The sequence below is a fragment of the Limnohabitans sp. Jir72 genome (assembly GCF_003063575.1).
Classification (GTDB): Bacteria; Pseudomonadota; Gammaproteobacteria; order Burkholderiales; family Burkholderiaceae_C; genus Limnohabitans_A.
Map to the genome: position 1 here is coordinate 63,709 of NZ_NESC01000002.1, position 19,903 is coordinate 83,611.

The 19,903-nt window shown below is 53.8% G+C and carries 26 protein-coding genes; 21 read left to right on the top strand and 5 right to left on the bottom strand.

Translation table 11 applies throughout. The features are described from left to right. Positions 1-106: 106 nt before the first annotated feature. The 16 genes from B9Z52_RS03170 (at position 107) to B9Z52_RS03245 (ending at position 13,142) form a co-directional block, all read left to right on the top strand. Positions 107-1,333, top strand: coding sequence for a hypothetical protein (locus tag B9Z52_RS03170; RefSeq protein ID WP_108412420.1), 1,227 nt, complete (start codon positions 107-109; stop codon positions 1,331-1,333). Next, complete coding sequence (locus B9Z52_RS03175; RefSeq protein WP_146182772.1) at positions 1,302-2,318, top strand: hypothetical protein; 1,017 nt, start codon at positions 1,302-1,304, stop codon at positions 2,316-2,318. The genes B9Z52_RS03170 and B9Z52_RS03175 overlap by 32 nt, the downstream gene beginning before the upstream one ends. A 188-nt stretch (positions 2,319-2,506) precedes the next feature. After that, on the top strand, positions 2,507-2,719 hold the full coding sequence (locus B9Z52_RS18250; RefSeq protein ID WP_108412422.1) for a helix-turn-helix domain-containing protein: 213 nt from the start codon (positions 2,507-2,509) through the stop codon (positions 2,717-2,719). Then, a complete protein-coding gene (locus B9Z52_RS03185) occupies positions 2,716-3,189 on the top strand; it encodes a hypothetical protein (protein ID WP_108412423.1) in 474 nt (157 codons plus the stop codon). The genes B9Z52_RS18250 and B9Z52_RS03185 overlap by 4 nt, the downstream gene beginning before the upstream one ends. Positions 3,190-3,193: 4 nt before the next feature. After that, entirely contained in the window at positions 3,194-3,478 is a 285-nt protein-coding gene (locus B9Z52_RS03190; protein WP_146182773.1) for a hypothetical protein, read from the top strand. 1 nt (position 3,479) lies between these two features. Then, positions 3,480-4,307 (top strand): ATP-binding protein, encoded by an 828-nt coding sequence (locus B9Z52_RS03195; protein WP_108412425.1) that lies wholly within the window; start codon positions 3,480-3,482, stop codon positions 4,305-4,307. Continuing rightward, positions 4,304-4,921, top strand: coding sequence for a hypothetical protein (locus B9Z52_RS03200; protein ID WP_108412426.1), 618 nt, complete (start codon positions 4,304-4,306; stop codon positions 4,919-4,921). The genes B9Z52_RS03195 and B9Z52_RS03200 overlap by 4 nt, the downstream gene beginning before the upstream one ends. 9 nt (positions 4,922-4,930) lie before the next feature. Further along, positions 4,931-6,613, top strand: a complete 1,683-nt coding sequence (locus tag B9Z52_RS03205) for a DEAD/DEAH box helicase (RefSeq protein WP_108412427.1) — start codon at positions 4,931-4,933, stop codon at positions 6,611-6,613. Positions 6,614-6,747: 134 nt separating this feature from the next. Next, entirely contained in the window at positions 6,748-7,023 is a 276-nt protein-coding gene (locus B9Z52_RS03210; protein ID WP_233251798.1) for a DUF6511 domain-containing protein, read from the top strand. Positions 7,024-7,051: 28 nt separating this feature from the next. Further along, on the top strand, positions 7,052-7,834 hold the full coding sequence (locus tag B9Z52_RS03215) for a hypothetical protein (protein ID WP_108412690.1): 783 nt from the start codon (positions 7,052-7,054) through the stop codon (positions 7,832-7,834). Next, a complete protein-coding gene (locus B9Z52_RS03220; protein ID WP_108412429.1) occupies positions 7,831-8,175 on the top strand; it encodes a hypothetical protein in 345 nt (114 codons plus the stop codon). Before B9Z52_RS03215 ends, B9Z52_RS03220 begins: the two co-directional genes overlap by 4 nt. Further along, positions 8,168-10,480 (top strand): phage/plasmid primase, P4 family, encoded by a 2,313-nt coding sequence (locus B9Z52_RS03225; RefSeq protein WP_108412430.1) that lies wholly within the window; start codon positions 8,168-8,170, stop codon positions 10,478-10,480. Before B9Z52_RS03220 ends, B9Z52_RS03225 begins: the two co-directional genes overlap by 8 nt. Positions 10,481-10,597: 117 nt before the next feature. Beyond that, positions 10,598-11,089 carry a crossover junction endodeoxyribonuclease RuvC gene (locus B9Z52_RS03230; RefSeq protein WP_108412691.1) on the top strand — a complete coding sequence of 164 codons (492 nt, stop codon included), beginning with the start codon at positions 10,598-10,600 and terminating at the stop codon, positions 11,087-11,089. Beyond that, positions 11,086-11,286 carry a hypothetical protein gene (locus B9Z52_RS03235; RefSeq protein WP_108412431.1) on the top strand — a complete coding sequence of 67 codons (201 nt, stop codon included), beginning with the start codon at positions 11,086-11,088 and terminating at the stop codon, positions 11,284-11,286. The genes B9Z52_RS03230 and B9Z52_RS03235 overlap by 4 nt, the downstream gene beginning before the upstream one ends. 1 nt (position 11,287) lies before the next feature. Further along, positions 11,288-11,683, top strand: a complete 396-nt coding sequence (locus B9Z52_RS03240; RefSeq protein WP_108412432.1) for a DUF6362 family protein — start codon at positions 11,288-11,290, stop codon at positions 11,681-11,683. Positions 11,684-11,864: 181 nt separating this feature from the next. After that, positions 11,865-13,142, top strand: coding sequence for a site-specific DNA-methyltransferase (locus B9Z52_RS03245; protein ID WP_108412433.1), 1,278 nt, complete (start codon positions 11,865-11,867; stop codon positions 13,140-13,142). A gap of 2 nt (positions 13,143-13,144) precedes the next feature. Here B9Z52_RS03245 and B9Z52_RS03250 read toward each other — a convergent pair whose 3' ends face one another. From B9Z52_RS03250 to B9Z52_RS03270, 5 genes are all read right to left on the bottom strand, one after another. Beyond that, the gene (locus tag B9Z52_RS03250; RefSeq protein WP_108412434.1) at positions 13,145-13,345 is read right to left on the bottom strand and encodes a hypothetical protein; all 201 of its coding nucleotides are present in this window, start codon (positions 13,343-13,345) and stop codon (positions 13,145-13,147) included. 99 nt (positions 13,346-13,444) lie between these two features. Beyond that, positions 13,445-13,804, bottom strand: coding sequence for a hypothetical protein (locus B9Z52_RS03255; protein WP_108412435.1), 360 nt, complete (start codon positions 13,802-13,804; stop codon positions 13,445-13,447). Positions 13,805-13,811: 7 nt separating this feature from the next. Further along, on the bottom strand, positions 13,812-14,264 hold the full coding sequence (locus B9Z52_RS03260; protein WP_108412436.1) for a DUF3489 domain-containing protein: 453 nt from the start codon (positions 14,262-14,264) through the stop codon (positions 13,812-13,814). Continuing rightward, positions 14,261-14,464 carry a hypothetical protein gene (locus tag B9Z52_RS03265; RefSeq protein WP_108412437.1) on the bottom strand — a complete coding sequence of 68 codons (204 nt, stop codon included), beginning with the start codon at positions 14,462-14,464 and terminating at the stop codon, positions 14,261-14,263. The genes B9Z52_RS03260 and B9Z52_RS03265 overlap by 4 nt, the downstream gene beginning before the upstream one ends. Positions 14,465-14,475: 11 nt before the next feature. Beyond that, positions 14,476-14,673 (bottom strand): hypothetical protein, encoded by a 198-nt coding sequence (locus B9Z52_RS03270; RefSeq protein WP_146182774.1) that lies wholly within the window; start codon positions 14,671-14,673, stop codon positions 14,476-14,478. A 294-nt stretch (positions 14,674-14,967) separates the two neighbouring features. Between B9Z52_RS03270 and B9Z52_RS18255 the strand changes: the two genes are divergently transcribed. The 5 genes from B9Z52_RS18255 to B9Z52_RS03295 all read left to right on the top strand — a co-directional run bounded on the left by B9Z52_RS18255 (position 14,968) and on the right by B9Z52_RS03295 (position 19,849). Next, on the top strand, positions 14,968-15,153 hold the full coding sequence (locus B9Z52_RS18255) for an HNH endonuclease signature motif containing protein (protein ID WP_369907847.1): 186 nt from the start codon (positions 14,968-14,970) through the stop codon (positions 15,151-15,153). A gap of 104 nt (positions 15,154-15,257) precedes the next feature. Further along, positions 15,258-15,719 (top strand): phage terminase small subunit P27 family, encoded by a 462-nt coding sequence (locus B9Z52_RS03280; RefSeq protein ID WP_108412440.1) that lies wholly within the window; start codon positions 15,258-15,260, stop codon positions 15,717-15,719. A 5-nt stretch (positions 15,720-15,724) separates the two neighbouring features. Next, positions 15,725-17,437, top strand: a complete 1,713-nt coding sequence (locus tag B9Z52_RS03285) for a terminase large subunit (protein ID WP_108412441.1) — start codon at positions 15,725-15,727, stop codon at positions 17,435-17,437. A gap of 109 nt (positions 17,438-17,546) precedes the next feature. Then, positions 17,547-18,926, top strand: a complete 1,380-nt coding sequence (locus tag B9Z52_RS03290; RefSeq protein ID WP_158270501.1) for a phage portal protein — start codon at positions 17,547-17,549, stop codon at positions 18,924-18,926. Beyond that, a complete protein-coding gene (locus B9Z52_RS03295) occupies positions 18,923-19,849 on the top strand; it encodes a S49 family peptidase (RefSeq protein WP_108412443.1) in 927 nt (308 codons plus the stop codon). Before B9Z52_RS03290 ends, B9Z52_RS03295 begins: the two co-directional genes overlap by 4 nt. Positions 19,850-19,903: the final 54 nt, after the last annotated feature.

Sequence of the window (19,903 nt, forward strand, 5' to 3'; positions counted from 1 at the left end):
CAAAGAAGAAGAACAACACCTTCACAAAGAAACACTACCTACCTTAGCGAATGCTTCTCGTCTGACATCCAAGTCTCACGGCGGCTTCTGCTTTCTGGAGACAAAAATGATCGACGCTGAAAACCTTACCCGGCTCTTGGGCCACCTCCCTCCAAAGACGTTCCACGAACTTGTGGTGGAGTCATTTCGAACGCCTTTGACCGCGCTTGATGAGAAACAAAACAAGACCGAGCAGCGCGCAGCCATGTCAGAGCAGCTGCTGGCGCTGCCGATCGGTAAGCGCAAAGGCATGGAGGATGAGGCAGAAAAAATCATGCTTCTCTCGGATGGCCCTGGTCAAGATGTCATCGAAGGATTCCGCGAACTGATCCCAGGACTCAACAACAGAACTGCTTTTGCCGCGCTGAAGACTCAGCACGAACGGGCCTACTGGCTTTACTCCAACAATCGAAAACTTTTCACAGAAGCGCTTGATGCTAGGCAGGCCGACATCTTTCGTCAGAGCTCAATCTGCTACTCAGGCTTCACGGCTCCACCACAGCTAAATTTCCATGTCGACGAAGTATCCGTGGCGAAGTTTCGTTCGCAAATGGCAGAGAAATTGACTTGCAATGTGGATGATGTCGCCGTTCAAATCTTCAAACGAATGAGGCCCGATGCAGAGCAAGGCGAAGATGTTGACCTGTACCAGGTCAGCATTCACTACAACCGCCCTCCTGAAGTCGTCGAAAAGGTTGAGAACAGTACGCTCAAGAATCAAGAAATCATCCGAGCCGTTTCCAGCTATGCCACGTATGAGCCTGTGAACGGGCATCTAGAGGTTTTATCCCGAGACAACGTTGGACGAGAAGGCTTAGCGCGCCTGGTCGCGGATGTGCTGTTGGAGTCACCAATTACAGGTGAGCGCATACCGCTCAAATCGTATGACTACCAATGTCTGGCCGGAGACTTCTCATTTGACCTGTCGACCGAGCCAACGGTTGCCTCGGCAAAAGTCATCGAACTCGGGTATTCGAATGGCGAAAACCGATCGGTGGTCATGAAAATTTGGGCCAAAGACGTTGATGACATTCACACTGTTGCCAAAAAATTGATTGGACCGACATTCACATTCTCAAGCCATCGTCTCAATTACGCTCGAATTTCAGTCCGCACGCACAAGGCCGCAGGAGAGCGAGCAAGAAACATCAGCATCGTGATGCGCGACGAGAACAAGTGCAACATCAAAACGAAGAGGGATAAAGACCGTGCACTGTGCGACCGCCTTCTTGCCCGTTGGGGATTGGTAAAAGAAATCGGCAATGAACAAGCTGACGACACCATCACTGATTGAATTGACCGAAGTCTTTGAAAGGTCCAGCTCGTCGTTGACGGATCTTGAAGGGCTTCGAGTTCAAGGTGTGCCTGGTTGGGATTTGTCAAAGTACACGCACATCACTCCTGCCGTGACCAAACACTGGCTGAACAAGGTGGGATACGCGGGAACTATGCCCGCTTACCGTGGAGAAGAAAAGGTTCCGGTCGAGATTACGGAAGTCGATGGCACAGGCCCGTCAAATTTCCAATACCGATGTCCAGAAACATTTCGCATGCGCCGTGTTTCAGCCAATGCAATTGCCGTCTACACCGTAAAGCCAGAGGTTTATCTTGATTACGTTGCGGAACTATTCGGAATTCACAATGCTGCTCGCTCGGGGATCAAGCAAGCCTCCATTTCAGGTTGCTTTTGGAAACTAGGCGGTGCTCGCATAGGGCCATCTCAAGTCCCGATCTGGTTCGTTCGAGATCTTGGAGTGAAACTTGATCAAGTTCTAACGCACCTGAATGATTCTTCTGTGTCTCCTGGTGGCTTAATCGTTTCATCTGGACTAGACCTGCCAAAACACATTCAGTTGCCAAAGAGTTTCCGGGTTGTGAACTTACAAAAGGCACTCGTCGAATTCACAAGATTCTCACAACTTGATCTCACCTACCTTGAGCGACTCATGAGTCAACCTGTAGGAGAGCGGGCCATCAAAACAAACAAGGTGTATTTCAACGACAGTACATCCACGCTTTCAATCGGCTCGATAAAAGAATCATGGAAGATTGGTGGCGTTAAGCAAGCTAAGGCTGTTCACTGCATGTACCAGGCTGCCTGCTCAGACGTATGGGAGTTAACACACGCAGAGGTACTTGATGCTGCGTACAAAGGTGCTCCAGAGAGCGAACGCAAGGGGAAAACGATCCAGCATTTGTTCAAAGGGAATGCCAAATGGGAGATCTATTTGCGCATCACACGCAGAGGACATATTGCATTCAATTTAGCCTCTGACTGACCACTGCAAAGCTTTCAGAAAACCGCCTTCGTGGCGGTTTTTTTTTGACTTTGGCGACCTGAAGACACTTGAAACAGCCAAAAAGCTCAGCCCCCATATTCGCCCCCATATTTTGGGGGTGGCCGCCCCCATAAGCCCAAGAGGACAGTCCAACTCACGAACTCGCAATTACCTGAAAGGAGCGAAAAGTGAGCGTAAAACACCTCAATCAACGCCAATTGGCAGAACGTTGGGACATCAGCTTGAGGACCTTGGAGCGCTGGCGCTGTGAGGGTATTGGTCCCCTTTATCTCAAGCTTCAAGGCCGAGTTTTGTATCGAGTCGAAGACGTCGACAAGTACGAAACCCGATGCCTGCATGCCAGCACTTCGGCACGCGCAGCAGTTGGAGGTGTGGCATGACTGCACCTCTTACACACGCCGAAATCAGCGGCACGCCAATCTCCACCTTGGCAAATCTTTCAGCCCAAAAGCTGTTGGTACTCAAGGCATCACTGTCTCGTGACTATGTCACCGCCAAGTCTGCACTTGAACACCTGGATCGGGCGCTGAATCAAAAGTACAGCGAACGCGCCAAAAGCCTTCGCATGCAAGAAGGCAAAGACACAGGGGTTGTCCATTTCACCGATGGCGATGTCCGTGTGAGCTTTGACCTTCCTAAACGCGTCGATTGGGATCAGGAGATTTTGTCAACCCTGTACACGACGTTCGTGTCGACGGGACAAGACCCTGCCAAGTACATCGACTGCGCATATCGCGTGAGCGAAACCAAATTCAAAGAGTGGGACACGGAAATCCGCCAGCTCTTTGAGCCCGCTCGAACCGTCAAAGGTGGCAAGCCATCTCTATCCCTTGAACAAATCACGGAGTAAAGCCATGTTCAAAAACCTTCTCCCCTCCTTGCGCAAGAAGTCCTTCGTTATGGAGGATTTGCCTGAAACCATCTCTGTTCCTGGCTACGGCAATAAGCCAGAAGTCCCAGCGCTGAGCATTGAAATCGCGACAGTGGATGACATTGCATTCGCCATTCGCGAACTGGATCAAAAGTCCACTGCCATCTATACGCAGATCAGCTCCTTGCGTCGCTTGCATGATCTTGCGCGCCGTCGCGGTGCCGTTGGTACGGACAAAGTCGCCGACATCTTTGAAGGCGAGGTCTGACATGAAGTTGCAGTTCATCACAGCTGAGCAGCGCATGGCAGAAAAACGCGGCTCCAAAGGCGTCATCTTGGGTCCATCTGGCGTAGGGAAAACCTCGCTGCTGCACACCACAGATCCAGAGAAAACCTTATTCATTGACTTGGAGGCAGGTGATCTGTCTGTCATGGGATGGAGTGGCGCAAGCGTCCGCCCCAGAACTTGGCAAGAGTGCCGCGACCTCGCTTGTTTTATTGGAGGCCCAAATCCCGCTTTGCGAGATGACCAGCCCTATAGCCAGGCTCATTACGACAGCGTATGTGCAGCGCTTGGTGATCCAGCAGTCCTGGACAAGTACTCGCTGATCTTTGTCGACAGCATCACGGTAGCCGGACGTCTGTGCCTCCAGTGGGCCAAGGGTCAACCGCAGTCCTACTCGGAGAAAACAGGCAAAGCAGACACACGAGCTGCGTATGGGCTCCACGGAAGCGAGCTGATTGGATGGCTCACACAGCTGCAGCACGTGCGCAACAAAGACATCTGGATGGTTGGGATCTTGGATGAAAAGCTTGATGACTTCAATCGCAAGGTGTTCTCACCGCAAATTGAAGGCTCCAAGGCTTCCCTTGAGCTGCCCGGAATCGTTGACCAAGTTGTCTCAATGGTTGTCCTCAAAAACGAAGAAGGCAATCCGTACCGCGCATTTGTGTGCCAGCACATCAACCCATGGGGCTACCCATCAAAAGACCGCTCTGGGCGACTTGACGTCATCGAAGAGCCAAACCTCGGGCGCTTGATCTCAAAGATCACCAGCCCCCGTCAACAACAAATCGATAAAGGGAATTCCAAATGAACAGCTACTCACCTAATGCCGCTTGGTCGGATTTCAACGACGCAGAAGATCAACGTGAATTCGCACTGATTCCACACAAATCAATCGTCAAAGTTATCGCCAGCATTCGTCCCGGTGGTTATGACGATGCCAACCACGGTTGGGTTGGTGGATATGCAACGCGCTCGGACAAGACTGGTGCCATCTACCTCAACGTCAAATACACAATCATCGAAGGTCAGTACGCCAAGCGAGTGATTTTTGGACTGATTGGATTGCACAGTTCAAAGGGACCCGAATGGGCAAACATTGGTCGTAGCTTCCTACGGGCAATGCTCAATTCCGCTCGCGGCATACACCCGGCAGACAACTCACAGCAGGCACAAAACGCACGGCGTATTCGTGGATTCGGCGATCTGGATGGCTTGACATTCGCCGCCAAGGTGGAGATCGAAAAGGACCAAAACAACGAAGAGCGCAACGTGATCAAGGCGGTGATCCAACCCGATCACAAAGAGTACGCAAGTGTGATGGGTGGCACTCCAACCGCTCAAGCGCCTGTCCCTCAATCTTCTCCGACTCAAGCTGTTCAGCCTAGCTCGAATGGCTTTTCGATGCCCGCCTGGGCCAAGTAAGGGGGCATCATGATTCTTCGCCCCCGTCAGAGAGACTTTGTCTCTCGGTGTGTCAGTGCCCTCAAGGCACACGGGAACACGCTTGGCGTCGCCCCCACGGGGGCGGGAAAAACAATCTGCCTCTCAGGAACAGCAGGTGAGCTGCTGTCTATGCCTGATGCAAAGGCATGCGTCATAGCTCATCGTGACGTTCTGACCAGCCAGAACCGTGACAAGTTCTCCAAAGTGAATCCGCGAATCAAGACCTCGGTCTTTGACTCACGGGAGAAGTCTTGGGATGGCCAGGTCACGTTTGGCATGGTTCAGACGTTGGCTCGAAATGTCTCTCACATCCCACGACTTGATTTGCTGGTATTTGATGAGGCGCATCACTGTGCGGCACCGACATACCGCGCGGTCATTGATCAGGTGCGGGATAAAAACCCGAACGCATTGATCTTTGGCGTTACGGCTACTCCGAACCGGGGTGATGGCAAAGGCCTTCGAGAAGTTTTCACAAACGTGGCTGATCAGATCAGACTTGGGGAACTAATTCGTTCAGGTCATCTGGTCACTCCCCGTACCTTTGTGATCGATGTCGGCACGCAATCTGCGCTAGACGGAGTCAGGAAACTTGCTTCGGACTACGACATGGAGCAAGTCGCCTCCATCATGAACACGTCCCCAGTGAACGAGTCTGTCGTAAAGCACTGGAAAGAGAAAGCAGCAGGAAGAAAAACCATCGCATTCGCTGCAACCGTTGAACATGCGCGTGCAGTTTGCACTGCCTTTTTGAAAGGCGGGGTGAATGCAGACGTGATTTACGGCGAAATGAGCGCAACAGAACGCTCTGTCGTACTTGATCGTTTCGAGCATGGTCAAACCGAAGTACTGGTGAATGTGGCGATCCTGACTGAAGGGTACGACTTCACCCCAACAGCCTGTGTCGTGTTGCTGAGACCAAGCTCATACAAGTCAACTCTGATCCAAATGATTGGGCGTGGACTTCGTGTTGTTGATCCGAATGAGCATCCTGGCCTCGTCAAATCCGACTGCATCGTTCTTGACTTTGGCACTGCGTCTCTCAAACACGGAAGTCTTGAGCAAGAAATAGATCTAAATGGATATGACGCCCAGGGAGATGCGCCACAGAAGACTTGCCCTGAGTGTGATGCCGAGATTCCACTTGGTTGTCACGAGTGTCCGATCTGCGGGCATGAATTCTCGAGTACCGAAAAAGACAACGGATCGGGACTCAGTGACTTCGTGATGACTGAGATTGATCTTCTCAAGAGATCGAATTTCTCGTGGTGCGATCTCTTCGGCGATGACTGCGCCTTGCTTGCGACAGGCTTTATTGCTTGGGCAGGAGTCTTCTTCCTAAGCGGGCGCTGGTACGCAGTGGGCGGGGTTGAAAAAGGCGGCTCACGCTTGCTGGGTGTTGGTGAGCGAAGTATTTGTCTGGCTCAGGCAAATGACTGGCTCAACAACAACGAAAGCGATGACGCCGCCCACAAGACCAAACGCTGGCTCAACGAACCGCCAACAACCGGGCAACTCAAGTACCTCCCAGTGGAGTTCCGAGCTGATTACGGTTTGACTCGATATCAAGCCTCTGCCTTGCTGACTTTCATGTTCAACAAGTCTGCCATTCGTCGTCTAGTCAATGCAGCCAATGACTCTCAAATGAACCCACAACTGGAGGCTGCGTGAAATGTCATATCTGCTCCAGACAAGCAAAAGGTTACGGCTACTTCAATCCGAGGCTCAAACGATCCGACCCGATGCGGTACAGCCATCGTTGGGTGTTTTGCAGTCGTCGGTGCCAAGAGGCCTTTTCAAAAGCCATGAAAAAACTCACCGACTGCACGGAGGCCGTTGTGATTGATCCATCTGAAATGGAAACCGAGTCCATGCACTCAGCGCTCCTCCCATTGGGGGAATTCGTGAGTTCCATTGGGATGGAGCGACCTTTCTCTCAATACAGCAAAGCTGAAGTTCTTCGCCTGATTGAGGTTGTCATCGATGCCTATCAAGCCTCGATGCTCGCCAAACACGAGGAACAAGCTGAACGCGAACGCATTTATTTCGAGCGTCTTGCCGAGCGCCAATCTCGTCAATGACACCTACAAGTCACAGGAACAAGAACAAATGATTGACCTAAACCACCAACCAAAATTTCATGAACGAGTTAGCGCACTACTTGATGCGTCAATTCAGCGTGAGCGAGGCAAACAGCCCAAGCGCTCCTATCTCGGCGCATCTCGTCTTGGGGTTTCCTGCGAGAGAGCACTTCAATTCGAGTTCACCAACACGCCGAAGGATGAGGATGGAGATTTTCCTGGCCGGATCTTGCGCGTCTTTGATGTTGGGCACGCCCTTGAGGACCTTGTCATTAATTGGCTGAGAGCAGCTGGATTTGATCTGTACACCCAAAAACAAGACGGGCATCAATTTGGTTTTTCTGTCGCTGGCGGAAAGATCAAAGGTCACGTCGACGGGATTCTTGCCGGAGCCCCCACAGAGCTTGATCTGACATTCCCCATGCTTTGGGAGTGCAAGACGATGAACGACAAGAACTGGAAGGAAACCGCCAAAAAAGGTGTCGAGGCATCTAAACCAATTTATGCAGCGCAAATGGCCATCTATCAAGCCTACATGGAGCCAAGCGTGCCCGGAATTTCCTCCAATCCGGCCTTGTTCACTGCCGTTAACAAAGACACCCAAGAGGTTTGGTGTGAGCTTGTTCCCTTCAATGCCGCCTTGGCTCAGCGTATGTCAGACCGGGCTGTAAAAGTGCTTCAGGCAACCACTGTGGGCGAACTACTTCCACGCATCGCAAGCCAACAAACCTTTTATGAGTGCAGGTCTTGCTCGTGGAGCAACCGCTGCTGGAGCGGTCCACAGGAAATTTCGATGGGAGTGCCTCAATGACAGGCAGTGCAAATAAAGCATCCACTCCCAAGAAGGCTTGCACTCTCGCTCGCGCCAAGCCACTGATCTCTGCCTCACTGGTCGAAAGACTGCTGATGCGTCACGTTGAATTTGTTTCGCCCGAGACGCGATTGATCGTTGCCGTGATTAAGCAAGGCTTCATTGATCTGAACGCGCCGTCTGAACATTTGCGGCGAGAAGCATGCAAGTTTTTCAAAGATGACCGACTAAGCCTCTGGTCTGAGCGCGTCGGTATTTCTGCGGATTTCGTGCGTGAAATTGCCATCAAAGGAGGTTTTTTGCCCGTCGACTTCAGAGGGTTGGGAGGTGCACATGCTTGATTTCAATGACGATGAAGCTCGCGCATCCTCAATTCCTCATGACTCAGATCGGGACACCATTCGCCATGAGCTAGTTACACGCATCGAGTCTGTTCTGTTCTCGATCATGCCTGCTGGCAAAGTAGTCCATGGGAAGTTCGTGGTTGGGGATATCTTGGGGAGTCCTGGTCGAAGTCTGGAGGTCGAACTTGATGGCGATCGTGCAGGTCTTTGGATCGATAGAGCTACTGGCCACGGCGGTGATGTCTTTGATCTGATTGCGGCGCACACGGGCCTATCTTCACAAGTTGACTTTGCTGAAGTACTCAATGCGTCTCGAGAGCTCCTTGGTCGACCATTGATTCAACGACCTGCCCGAAAGAAGTCCAACGTATTGATTGATGACCTTGGACCTGCAACGGCAAAGTGGGATTACTTTTCTGCAGACGGCACACTCATCGCTTGCGTCTACCGATATGACCCTGAGCCTGGTCGGAAGGAATTCAGGCCTTGGGACGCAAAGCGCAGAAAGCTAGCGCCTCCTGATCCTCGCCCATTATTCAATCAGCCAGGGATTGCAAATGCAGACACCGTTGTCCTGGTTGAAGGAGAAAAGTGCGCTCAAACACTGATCGACTTGGGCGTGTGCGCCACTACGGCCATGCATGGTGCAAACGCGCCTGTGAACAAAACGGACTGGACTCCTTTGACCGGAAAGCGCGTATTAATCTGGCCGGATCGGGACAAACCAGGCTGGGAATATGCAATGCATGCCTCCGAGGCTGTGATGGCTGCGGGTGCAGCGACTTGTGCCGTACTTATCCCACCGACGCAACCCACTCCTGAGCATCCTCAGGGAGAGCCTGATGGATGGGATGCTGCAGACGCGCTCGCTGACGGTTTTGACATTCATGAGTTTCTTTCGCATGGAGAGCGGTTGCAGCTCCAAGCTGCGGTCGCTGACGTCGAACCAGTCGTTGAGGAAATCACTGACCAGTCGGTTTGGGCCACTGAAGATGCTTTGGCACTGACTTTCTCGACCCGCTACGGTCAGGATTGGCGCTACGTCGCGACCTGGGGCAAGTGGGTCTTCTGGACTGGCAAACGCTGGCAAGTTGAGGAAACACTGGCTGCAAACCATCTGATGCGACAGATTTGCCGAGAGGCAGCTCTGAAAGCCGACTCCCATAGACTGTCGGCCCGATTGGCAAGTAGCGGAACTGTTGCGGGACTGGAGCGACTCGCTCGCTCGGATCGCCGACACGCCTCGACTGCAGAAGAGTGGGATGCAGATATTTGGCTGCTCAACACCCCTGAGGGTGTCGTGAATCTGAAGTCTGGACACAAACGCCCTCATGACCGCTTAGATCGAATGACCAAGATCACGACGGCCAGCCCATCTGGAGATTGTCCGGTTTGGAAGCAATTCCTCAACGAGGTGACTGGTGGTAACAAAGAGTTGCAGGCTTACCTCCAAAGAATGGCCGGGTACGCCCTTACTGGATCAACCCAAGAGCATGCAATTTTCTTCCTGTATGGGACTGGGGCAAATGGAAAGTCAGTCTTTACCAACACCCTGGCCACGATCATGGGGGACTACGCTGCCAACGCACCCATGGACACGTTCATGGAGAGTCGCACAGATCGTCATCCAACAGACATGGCTGGCCTTAGGGGAGCTAGGTATGTGTCTGCAGGTGAAACGGAGCAAGGTCGGCGATGGGCCGAGTCAAAAATCAAAAGCCTCACTGGGGGCGACAAGATTTCGGCTCGATTCATGCGTAAGGACTTCTTCGAATTCTTCCCGCAATTCAAGCTCTTTTGCGCAGGCAATCACAAACCAGCAATTCGCAACATCGATGAGGCGATGAAACGTAGGCTGCATTTGATTCCTTTCACGGTAACGATCCCTCCCGAAAGGCGTGACAAGAACTTGCAGCAAAAGCTCCTGGCCGAGCGCGATGGAATCATGGCATGGGCACTTCAGGGATGTCTGGACTGGCAACGACTTGGAAAGCTTGAGCCACCCAAGGATGTTCTGGATGCCACAGACGAGTACTTCGAAGAAGAAGACTCGATCGGCGAATTCCTGGATGAGGAATGCACCCTCTCTGCAACTTCACGCGAAACGATTTCGGCGATTTACATCCGATGGCGGGAGCGAGCTGAAAGACGCGGGGAGTACTACGGGACAAGTCGCTGGCTTTCTCAACAGCTTATCAACAGAGGCTTTTCGCGGACCCGCCTGAGCGGAGGAACAAAAGCACTCATGGGTTTGTCGCTCAAGCCCAAAGAGATGGGCTACATGCCCTATCGAGATGACTGACAAGGTCTGTGACCGAAAGTGACCCTTCCTTCTAAATCTCTCTATACGTGCGCGTGCGCACACGTGAGCAGTTATTGGAAATCAGGTCACTTTTGGTCACTCATAAAAGAAATGGAGATGAAAGTGTCAATTAATCATGTATTCGCGCTCGATCTGGGCACACAAACAGGTTGGGCTTTGATTGGAGCTAATGGCTCAATCACAAGCGGAACCCAGTCGTTCAAGCCTCAACGCTTTGAGGGAGGTGGCATGCGCTTCCTGCGGTTCAAGCGCTGGCTCACTGAAATGAAGCAATGCACCCCCTTGATCGAGTTGGTTGTTTTCGAGGAAGTCCGTAGACATGCAGGGGTGGATGCTGCGCATGCATACGGTGGCTTCATGGGCCAACTAACCGCCTGGTGTGAGCATCACCAAATTCCGTATCAAGGCATTCCAGTTGGAACGATCAAGAAGCACGCTACTGGTCGTGGCAATGCGAGCAAAGAGGAAATGATCGATGCAATTCGATCCAAGGGGCATCACCCGACTGACGACAACGAGGCTGATGCCATTGCACTGGCATATCTGGCACGTGAGTTGAACGGATCTACGAAGGAGATCGCACAATGAAAATCCCGAACCGCCCCTATCAATGCCCATTGGGCAAGGCTCAGCCAATACCAGTCAACCTTGATGCGATAAAGAAAACTGGATGGCAGGAGCAACATATCTTGGTTGTTTCAGATCAGGATGAGCGTCTTGATTTCATTGAGCGGGAGTTGATTCGCCGAATCGGCAATCGGCTGTACGGAACAGGGAGGATCTGAGATGGGGATTCCTCAAAAAACCTGGACCATTGATGACGTGGATAGTGAGCTTCGTCAGGCTGCACTCACAGCCCATCGACTGCCTCCAGTCAGGGTTGCTGGATACGTGGGCCGCTGGCCTGTAATCATCAGGACAGATGCAGAACCTGCAACCGCAGATGATCGAAAAGAATTTCGTATTCCACCATCTCCAAAAGATGTAGACCAGATGCTTGAAGCAATGAGGTGGATGCACTGGTTGGAAGTCGAGCAGCGCCACCTTCTTTGGATGAGGGCAGAGAGGCATCGTTGGTCTGAAATTGCGAAGCGCTTTGCTTGCTGTTCAAGAACTGCGCAGAGGCGGTGTGATGCAGCAATGCATTTGATTTCTCTCTACCTGAACAAGGAGAAAAAGTGAAATAGACGGGCCTCGAATATGAATGTCGGGGCCTGTCGGTTCATAGCAATGCAGCCCCTTCCGAAGGGTGTCGCATTTGGTCCGGAAATCATCTACATTCTGGATACGGTCAGCAAGACCACGCGCTTTTGATTCCCGAAACGACTCGGGAACTCCTCTCCAAACTTCCCCCCAATTTCCTATGAAACCCGAGATCCAAATGGTCCCGGTGGATTCGCTCATCCCGTATGCGCGAAACGCCCGCACCCACAGCGAAGAACAAATCGCCCAGATAGCTGCCAGCATTCGTGAATTCGGTTGGACCAATCCGATCCTGACCGATGGCGACAAAGGCGTGATCGCTGGCCACGGTCGTTTGGCTGCAGCTCGAAAGCTTGAGCTCACAGAAGTGCCTGTCATTGAGTTGGGACATCTGAGCCCCGAACAGAAGAAGGCCTACATCCTGGCCGACAACCGTATTGCGCTGAACTCGGGTTGGGATGAGGAACTGCTCAAGCTCGAATTGCAAGAGCTCCAAGGCGCGGACTTTGATCTTGACTTGCTCGGTTTTGGTGATGATGAGATTGAGCGATTGCTCAATGGCGATGAGGCAGGCGGTGGTTTGACTGAGGATGATGCAATCCCAGAAGCACCAGCAGATCCAGTATCCAGACCTGGGGACTTGTGGATTCTCGGCAACCACCGCCTACTATGTGGCGACTCAACTGTCCTGTCAGATGTGGAACGCCTCATGGATGGCCAGCTGGCTGACATGGCATTCACCGATCCGCCCTATAACGTGGACTACGGTAACAGTGCCAAAGACAAGATGCGAGGCAAAGACCGCCGTATCCTGAACGATGCTCTTGGCGACGGCTTCTACCAGTTTCTATACGATGCTTGTCTGAACCTTTTGGTCGTAACAAAGGGGGCTTGCTACGTCGCCATGAGCTCTTCGGAGTTGCACACGCTGCAAAAGGCGTGGCTTGATGCAGGTGGTAAATGGTCGACCTTCATCATTTGGTCCAAGAACACGTTCACCCTGGGTCGGGCCGACTACCAGCGCCAGTACGAACCGATCCTGTACGGCTGGAAGCAGGGCGCAGACCACTTCTGGTGTGGTGACCGCGATCAGTCTGACATCTGGAACTACAACAAGCCCAGGGTCAACGACCTGCACCCGACCATGAAACCGGTCGAGCTGGTCGAGCGGGCCATCAAGAATTCGTCCAAGAGCCGGGACATCGTGCTGGACCTCTTCGGTGGCTCGGGCACCACGCTGATCGCTTGTGAGAAAAATAATCGTCAGGCACGTCTGATTGAACTCGATCCCAAATTTGTGGATGTGATCGTCAAGCGCTGGGAGGAGTACACCGGCCAGAAGGCTGTGCGTGAGGGCGATGGCGTGAAGTTTGCCGAGCTGACGACTAGTGCTGGTGATGCACCGGTCCAAAAGGTCCCTGCGGCGCAGGTGGCCTGATCTCAGTTGCCTGGGAAATTTGGGTACAGGTCGCCGCTGGTGATGTCGGCGTTGTAGGTGACCTTGTCAAACTCGCCGCGCTCATCGGCCAGGTACACGCCGCCCACTGACTGAATGGCCACTCCGTATTTGCGGGTCAGGGCGGTCAGTTCGGTGATGAATTGGTCGTAGTTGTTTTCGGTCTGGGTGGTGGTGGCTGCCATTTTGGTCTCCTTGATGCGATGGCTCTATGAACGCTCTACTTCGATCAGAAGTAAAGCGATTCATTCAATCTTTTCGATCAGTTGCCTCTTCGCGACTGATCAGCCCAGACGCGCGAGGTAGCGAACGCTGTCTCCTCCGGACGGATCGATGAACAAGTAGGGTCGACCGGGTGCGCGCACCATCACGCACAACTTGCCATCCCAGTAATCGCCTCCCTTGCCTTTGAGCCAATCGCGAGACTTTCCAAGGTTCAATTTGAAGCCATCGAATTCTTCGGGGTCCATCTCCCGGATCTCGGTCACGTAGACCGCCTCGACGCCGCAAGCGGCAATGTCCGATATGTCCGTAGGCTTGCGGCCAAAGGGCAGCGGGATGCTGAGCTTTTGCACCTGCATTTCGCGGCCATCGAAGTTGATGGTTGTGGGTTTGGATTCAATGGTGATGCTGATGGGGTTCATGAGGTGCTCAAACGGTTGTGGTGGTGATGCGGTACTTACGTTCCTGACCATTGGTCTTGTCTGACACGATGTTCAAGCCCAGCTTCTTCTTCAATGCTCCGGCCATGGCACCACGGACTGTGTGCTGCTGCCAGCCGGTGGCCTGAACCATCTCGGAAAGGCTGGCCCCGTCGGGTCGCTTGAGCACCTCGATCAGGGTGGCCTGTTTGGTGCCCTCGCGTTGCTTGGGGTGTTTCTCTGGCGCGCTTCCGATCGCTTCAAGACCTGCCGGTGTGATCGCCAACTGCATGCTGCCTTCGGGGGCTTTTTCGTATCTCACAACCAGTCCTGCATTGCCCAGTGCGGTGAGCACCTTGATGAGTGCGCCGCCCTTGAGGTTGGCTGGAAAGTCGGTCAACAGTTTTTGAGGATGCTTGGCCGCTGCTTCGAGCAGGCTGCGCTGGGTGTCCGTCAGTTTCATTTTTTGCCTTTCGATGTTGTTGATGTGTTTTGTGCTGCTGCGATCCCTGCGGCATAGGCGGCTTCAAGTGCGCTCTTGACCGCCCAGACCGAGACGTCATGAAAGTCCAGCCGATCGCGGTGCTGGGTTTCCAGCGTTTCTATGAACAAGTGATCAAGCGCAATCTTCTCGATGACTTTTTGCTTGTCGGGTTGCTTCATGGCTTGTTTCCTCACGCGTTGTAAATCTGATTGGCCTTGTCAAAGCCAACCCACTGGCCTTGCTTGTCCAGCCCTCGGTTAGCGAGTTCCTTGCGAGCCAGGTCGTTGAGGTCAAGCTCGCCGTTTGCGACGGCGACCAAGACCTTGTTCAAGGCGATCTGGATAAATCCAAGCTCGTCGACGGTGAAGGTGGTTGCTTCGGTAATCACTGAAATCTCCTGTGTGCGTTGCGATGTAGAGCATTGACGCTCTGATTTGGAGTGAAGCCAAGTCATTAAGCGAGGCTGTCTCAAATACCTTGAAAGAAGCTGGAATTGCCAAGAAGCGCACCAACACCTTGCAGATATCCGGGATGTATGGCTGTCTTGGATAAACCCGGGTTCTGCGATTCACACCGCTCAGTTACTCACCGTGAATACGGTCGGGCAAGACGTAGTTTTGATACCGAGCTGGGCTTTTACCAATCGAAGAGTTGGCGGCTCCTGCGCGCGGGTTTCCTTCGGATGCACCCCTTGTGTGAGGGTTGCGCCAAATTAGGAAACGAAACACCAGCGGTCGTGGCTGATCACATTCAGCCAATCAAGGATGGCGGGGGACGCTTCGACCCAAGCAATCTGCAGGCGCTGTGCGTCTCCTGTCACAACCGAAAGACAGCGCAAGAGACTGCCCGACGCCACCCTAGGGGGTAGGGGGTCTAAATCTCTAGGGATAGCGGCCAAAGATGCGCGCGCCAGCTCAAATTTTTGCGCGTGCAAATTGAACTAGGGGGGGGCTCCCCCGGAGATGGATATTTATGGCCGGTCGAAAACCGCTACCCACCAAAGTTAAGCAAATCAAAGGCACGCTTCAAAAGTGCCGCACGAATTTGCGCGAACCAAAGCCAATTGGCGACTTGGTTGAACCACCTGATTACATGCCCGATGGGGCAAAGGCAGCTTGGAGATATGCGCTTGAGTGCGCACCGCCCAATTTGCTCAAGAAGTTGGACATGTCGGTGCTTGAGGTCTGGGCATGTGCTGCAGACCTTTATCGAAAGGCTCAAGCGGGCATTGCAAAAACTGGGTTGCTTGTTAAAGCCCCAAACACAGGTGTGCCGATGCAGTCGCCATATTTAGCGATTGCCAATAAGCAGGCACAGATCATGACTAAAGCCGCTACTGAGATGGGGTTCACGCCTGCATCTCGATCCAGAGTCACATTGCCGATGGAGGCAGCAGATGACGATTTGGATCCGTGGGCTGATATCGCGGGATAACTTCAATGGCACAAGACAGTTATGCGGACATTGCCAAGATGTACGCAGAGAGAGTCGTGGCCGGAGAGATTCTTGCGTGCAAATGGGTTAAGGCAGCTTGCAAGCGACAACTCAATGATTTGAAGAGGTTCAAGGGAAAGTCCAGTCCTTACCAATTCAATCCAAAGCTCACAAGCAAAAGCGGTAAGAGCTACTACCCGGCAGACAACCTGTGTGCGTTCATTGAACGATTACCGCACGTCAAAGGCCCTCTTGCAGGTGAGCCCATCACTTTGGAGCCATGGCAAGTATTCATCCTCGCGACGGTGTTTGGTTGGGTGAAGGCTGATGGGACGAGAAGGTTTCGTCGCTCGTATATCGAGGTTCCACGAGGAAACGCCAAATCAACTTTGTCTTCTGCTGTTGGGCTGTACATGCTTGCAGCTGATGGCGAAGGTGGTGCGGAGGTTTACTCACTGGCCACAACACGTGATCAGGCTCGTATCGTTTTCGGGGACGCACAAACCATGGCGCGTCGCAGTCCGGGATTTCGTAATCGGTTCTCGGTGAATGTCGGTGCGCACAACATGAACGTGATGGCCTCGGGGTCGAAGTTTGAAGCTCTGTCGGCTGAGGGCTCCACGCTAGATGGTCTGAACATTCACTTCGGTTGTGTGGACGAGTTGCATGCGCATAAAACCCGCACGGTTTATGACGTTGTTGAAACTGGTACCGGTAAACGGGACAACTCCCTGCTTTGGGTCATTACTACGGCTGGTAGTAACCGTGCAGGCATCTGTTACGAGGTCCGCTCGTTTGTGACAAAGCTGCTTGATGAGGTGTTCGAGGATGACACCCAATTCGGAATCATCTACGGACTAGATGACGGTGATGACTGGACGACTGAAGAGTCGCTCATCAAGGCTAATCCCAACTGGGGCATTTCGGTGCGCTCGGAGGTGCTTGGGCCTTTGCAAGCCAAGGCGATGCAGTTGCCAAGTGCGGTGAACAATTTCAAGACCAAACACCTCAATGAATGGGTGAACGCCGACACGGCCTGGATGGACATGCGCTCCTGGGATGCCTGTACCGAGCACGGGATATTCATTGAGCAATTCGAAGGCCAGCCCTGCTGGATTGGCCTGGACCTGGCCAGTAAGACTGACATTGCTGCCTTGGTGGCGGTGTTCCGGCATCCTGAGATTTCGGACGCCTACGTGACCTTTGGCAAGTACTACCTGCCCGAGGACACGGTCAACGGCGCAGGCAACAGCCAGTACGGCGGCTGGATGCATTCGGGGCGGCTCATCGTCACCCCGGGCAACGTAATCGACTTTGGCTGGATCGAGTCGGATTTGCTGGACATGGCAACCCGTTACGAGATTCAAGCGGTGGCCTTCGACCCGTTCCAGGCCACGCAGCTCTCGACCCGGATGCTAGCCGAGGGCCTGCCCATGATCGAGGTGCGCCCCACGGTGCTGAATTTCAGCGAACCGATGAAGACGCTTGAAGCCTTGGTCCTGCAAAAGAAGCTCATCCATGACGGCGACCCGGTATTGACCTGGATGGCCAGCAACGTGGTGGCGCATCTGGACGTCAAAGACAACATCTATCCACGCAAGGAGCGAGCAGAAAACAAGATAGACGGCATCGTTGCACTGATCATGGCCCTCTCAAGGGCGATCAAACCGGGGGACTCGGTGGTGCTCGGATCCGACTATGAGTTGATGGTGCTCTGAGGCAATGGGACTTTTCACATTCATCGATCGATTCAGAGCCTCGAGCAGTGACCGATCCCCTTGGGGAGACTTCTTCTTTGAACCGGTGTCGGTGCGCAGCGCCTCAGGCATGCGCGTCTCGCCTGACGGGGCGTTGCGGCTCGCGGCGGTGTATGCCTGTGTGCGCATCCTGTCGGAGACCATGGCATCTCTTCCGGTGGTGGTTTACCGCCAGCGCAAGGACGGAGGCAAGGATCGGGTGATCGATCACTGGCTCTACGGCCTTCTGGCCCGCAAGCCCAACCGGTTCCAGAACCCATTCGAGTGGCGCGAGATGCTGCAGGGGCACCTGGCTTTGCGAGGCAATGCTTTCTGCCAGATCATCTCCAACCCCAAGGGAGAAATCACCGAGCTCATGCCGATTCACCCAGATCGGGTGCGCATGGAGGTGATGGACAGCGGGGACTTCCGATACCGGGTTCGCATGCAAAACGGGGATGAAACCGTATTCCCACGTGGGCAGATCTGGCACCTGCGCGGCCTGTCCTCGGACGGTCTGATGGGCATGAGCCCCATCGAGTTGGCCCGTGAGAGTCTGGGCATAGCACTGGCCGCTCAGGACTACGGGGCGCGGTTCTTCACGAACGACGCCAAACCCACGGGCGGCTGGATCGAGTTTCCGGGCACGTTCAAGGACCCTGAGGCCAAGCGGGTGTTCAGGGATTCCTACCAGGCGGCGCAGTCCGGCTCCAACCGGGGCAAAGTCCTGGTGCTGGAAAACGGAATGAAGTTCCATGAGGTGGGGGTCACAAACAAGGACGCCCAGTTCCTGGAGCTGCGCAAGTTCCAGATCACGGATATCGCCCGGCTGTTCCGGGTGCCTCCACACATGATCGCGGACTTGGATCGAGCGACATTCTCGAACATCGAGCAGCAGAGCCTGGAATTCGTCATGCACACCATGACGCCTTGGGCCGAGCGCTGGGAGGCCTCGATCGAGTCGGACCTCATGCTCGATGGTGACCAACTGGAAGTCGAGTTCGACTTTGCCAACCTGATGCGCGGGGATGCGGCCAGCCGCTCAGCCTACTACCAAAGCGGTATCCAAAACGGCTGGCTCACCCGCAACGAGGCACGGATTGCAGAAAACCTCAACCCGCTGCAAGGCTTAGACCAACCCCTTCGCCCGCTGAACATGGTGGAAGAAGAGGACGCCGATGAGGTCGAGCAGGAAAACGAACCCAACGACTCAGAGCCCAACGAGAACGATGCACCCTCTGGTGATCAGGAGATGAGCATGCGCTTTCGCAAGCTGGTGCAGTCAAACGCAAGCCGATTGGGCAGGCGAATTGCACGCAAAGGCGTCCTTGATACCAATGAGATCCATCTGATCTCCCAGGCCTTTGGGCTCAATGAGAGCCATGTGCGTACCTGGGCGCAACAACAAACACAGCCCTTTGAGGAAAACGCACTGGCTACTTCCCTGATTCAACTTGGAATGAACACATGAACAAACAACTTCTGCTCTCCGAATTCCTGACCACGCCATGGGCGCTGATGCCCGAGCGTTTGCAGGCCATGTCCGGCATCCTGACGCGCTGGTCTGCGGGCGAGCCGCCCAACGACGAGACCCTGTTTCAAGTCAACACCGATCGTCTGATCCGTGACACCCGAAAACAAATGGCAGCCGCCAGCACGGGCACGGGCATCGCGGTGCTACCCCTGTACGGGGTGGTGACGCAGCGCGGCAACATGGTCGATGACATTTCCGGGCCGGGCAGCACCAGCACCCAGCAGTTCACTTCGGTCCTGCGCCAGATGTTGACCGATGACACTGTGGGCCAGATCCTGATCGACATCGACAGCCCTGGTGGCAGTGTCTATGGAGTCAGTGAGCTGGCCAGCGAAATCGTCAAGGCCCGCGCCCAAAAGCCGGTCATTGCCGTGGCCAACAGCCTGGCGGCGTCTGCTGCTTATTGGATTGGCTGTTCGGCCAGCGAGTTCTACGTCACCCCGGGTGGCGAGGTGGGCTCAATCGGTGTGTGGCAAGCCCACTTCGATTATTCGAAGGCTCTGGAAGAAGAAGGGGTCAAGCCCACCCTGATTTCAGCGGGCAAATTCAAGGTCGAAGGCAACCCGTATGTTCCGCTCGACGAGCAGGCACAGGCCTTCATGCAATCCCGTGTGGACGACTACTACAACGCATTCGTTGAAGCAGTTGCCGTTGGAAGAGGAGTCTCGATCAGCGATGTCAGAGATGGAATGGGCGAAGGTCGCGTGCTTGGCGCTGATGCAGCTTTAGCAATGAATATGGTCGATGGAATTTCAACCTTCGATGAAGTCCTTGCCAAGATGCATTCCAGCATCAAGACCTCTGTGCCACGCGGTCAATCGCGATTGAAACAAGCGCGAGACGCACTCGCCTTGATCTGATTCATTTCATTTTTATTGCATTCCTCCGTTGAGGGGTGCGCCCACCTGCGACCC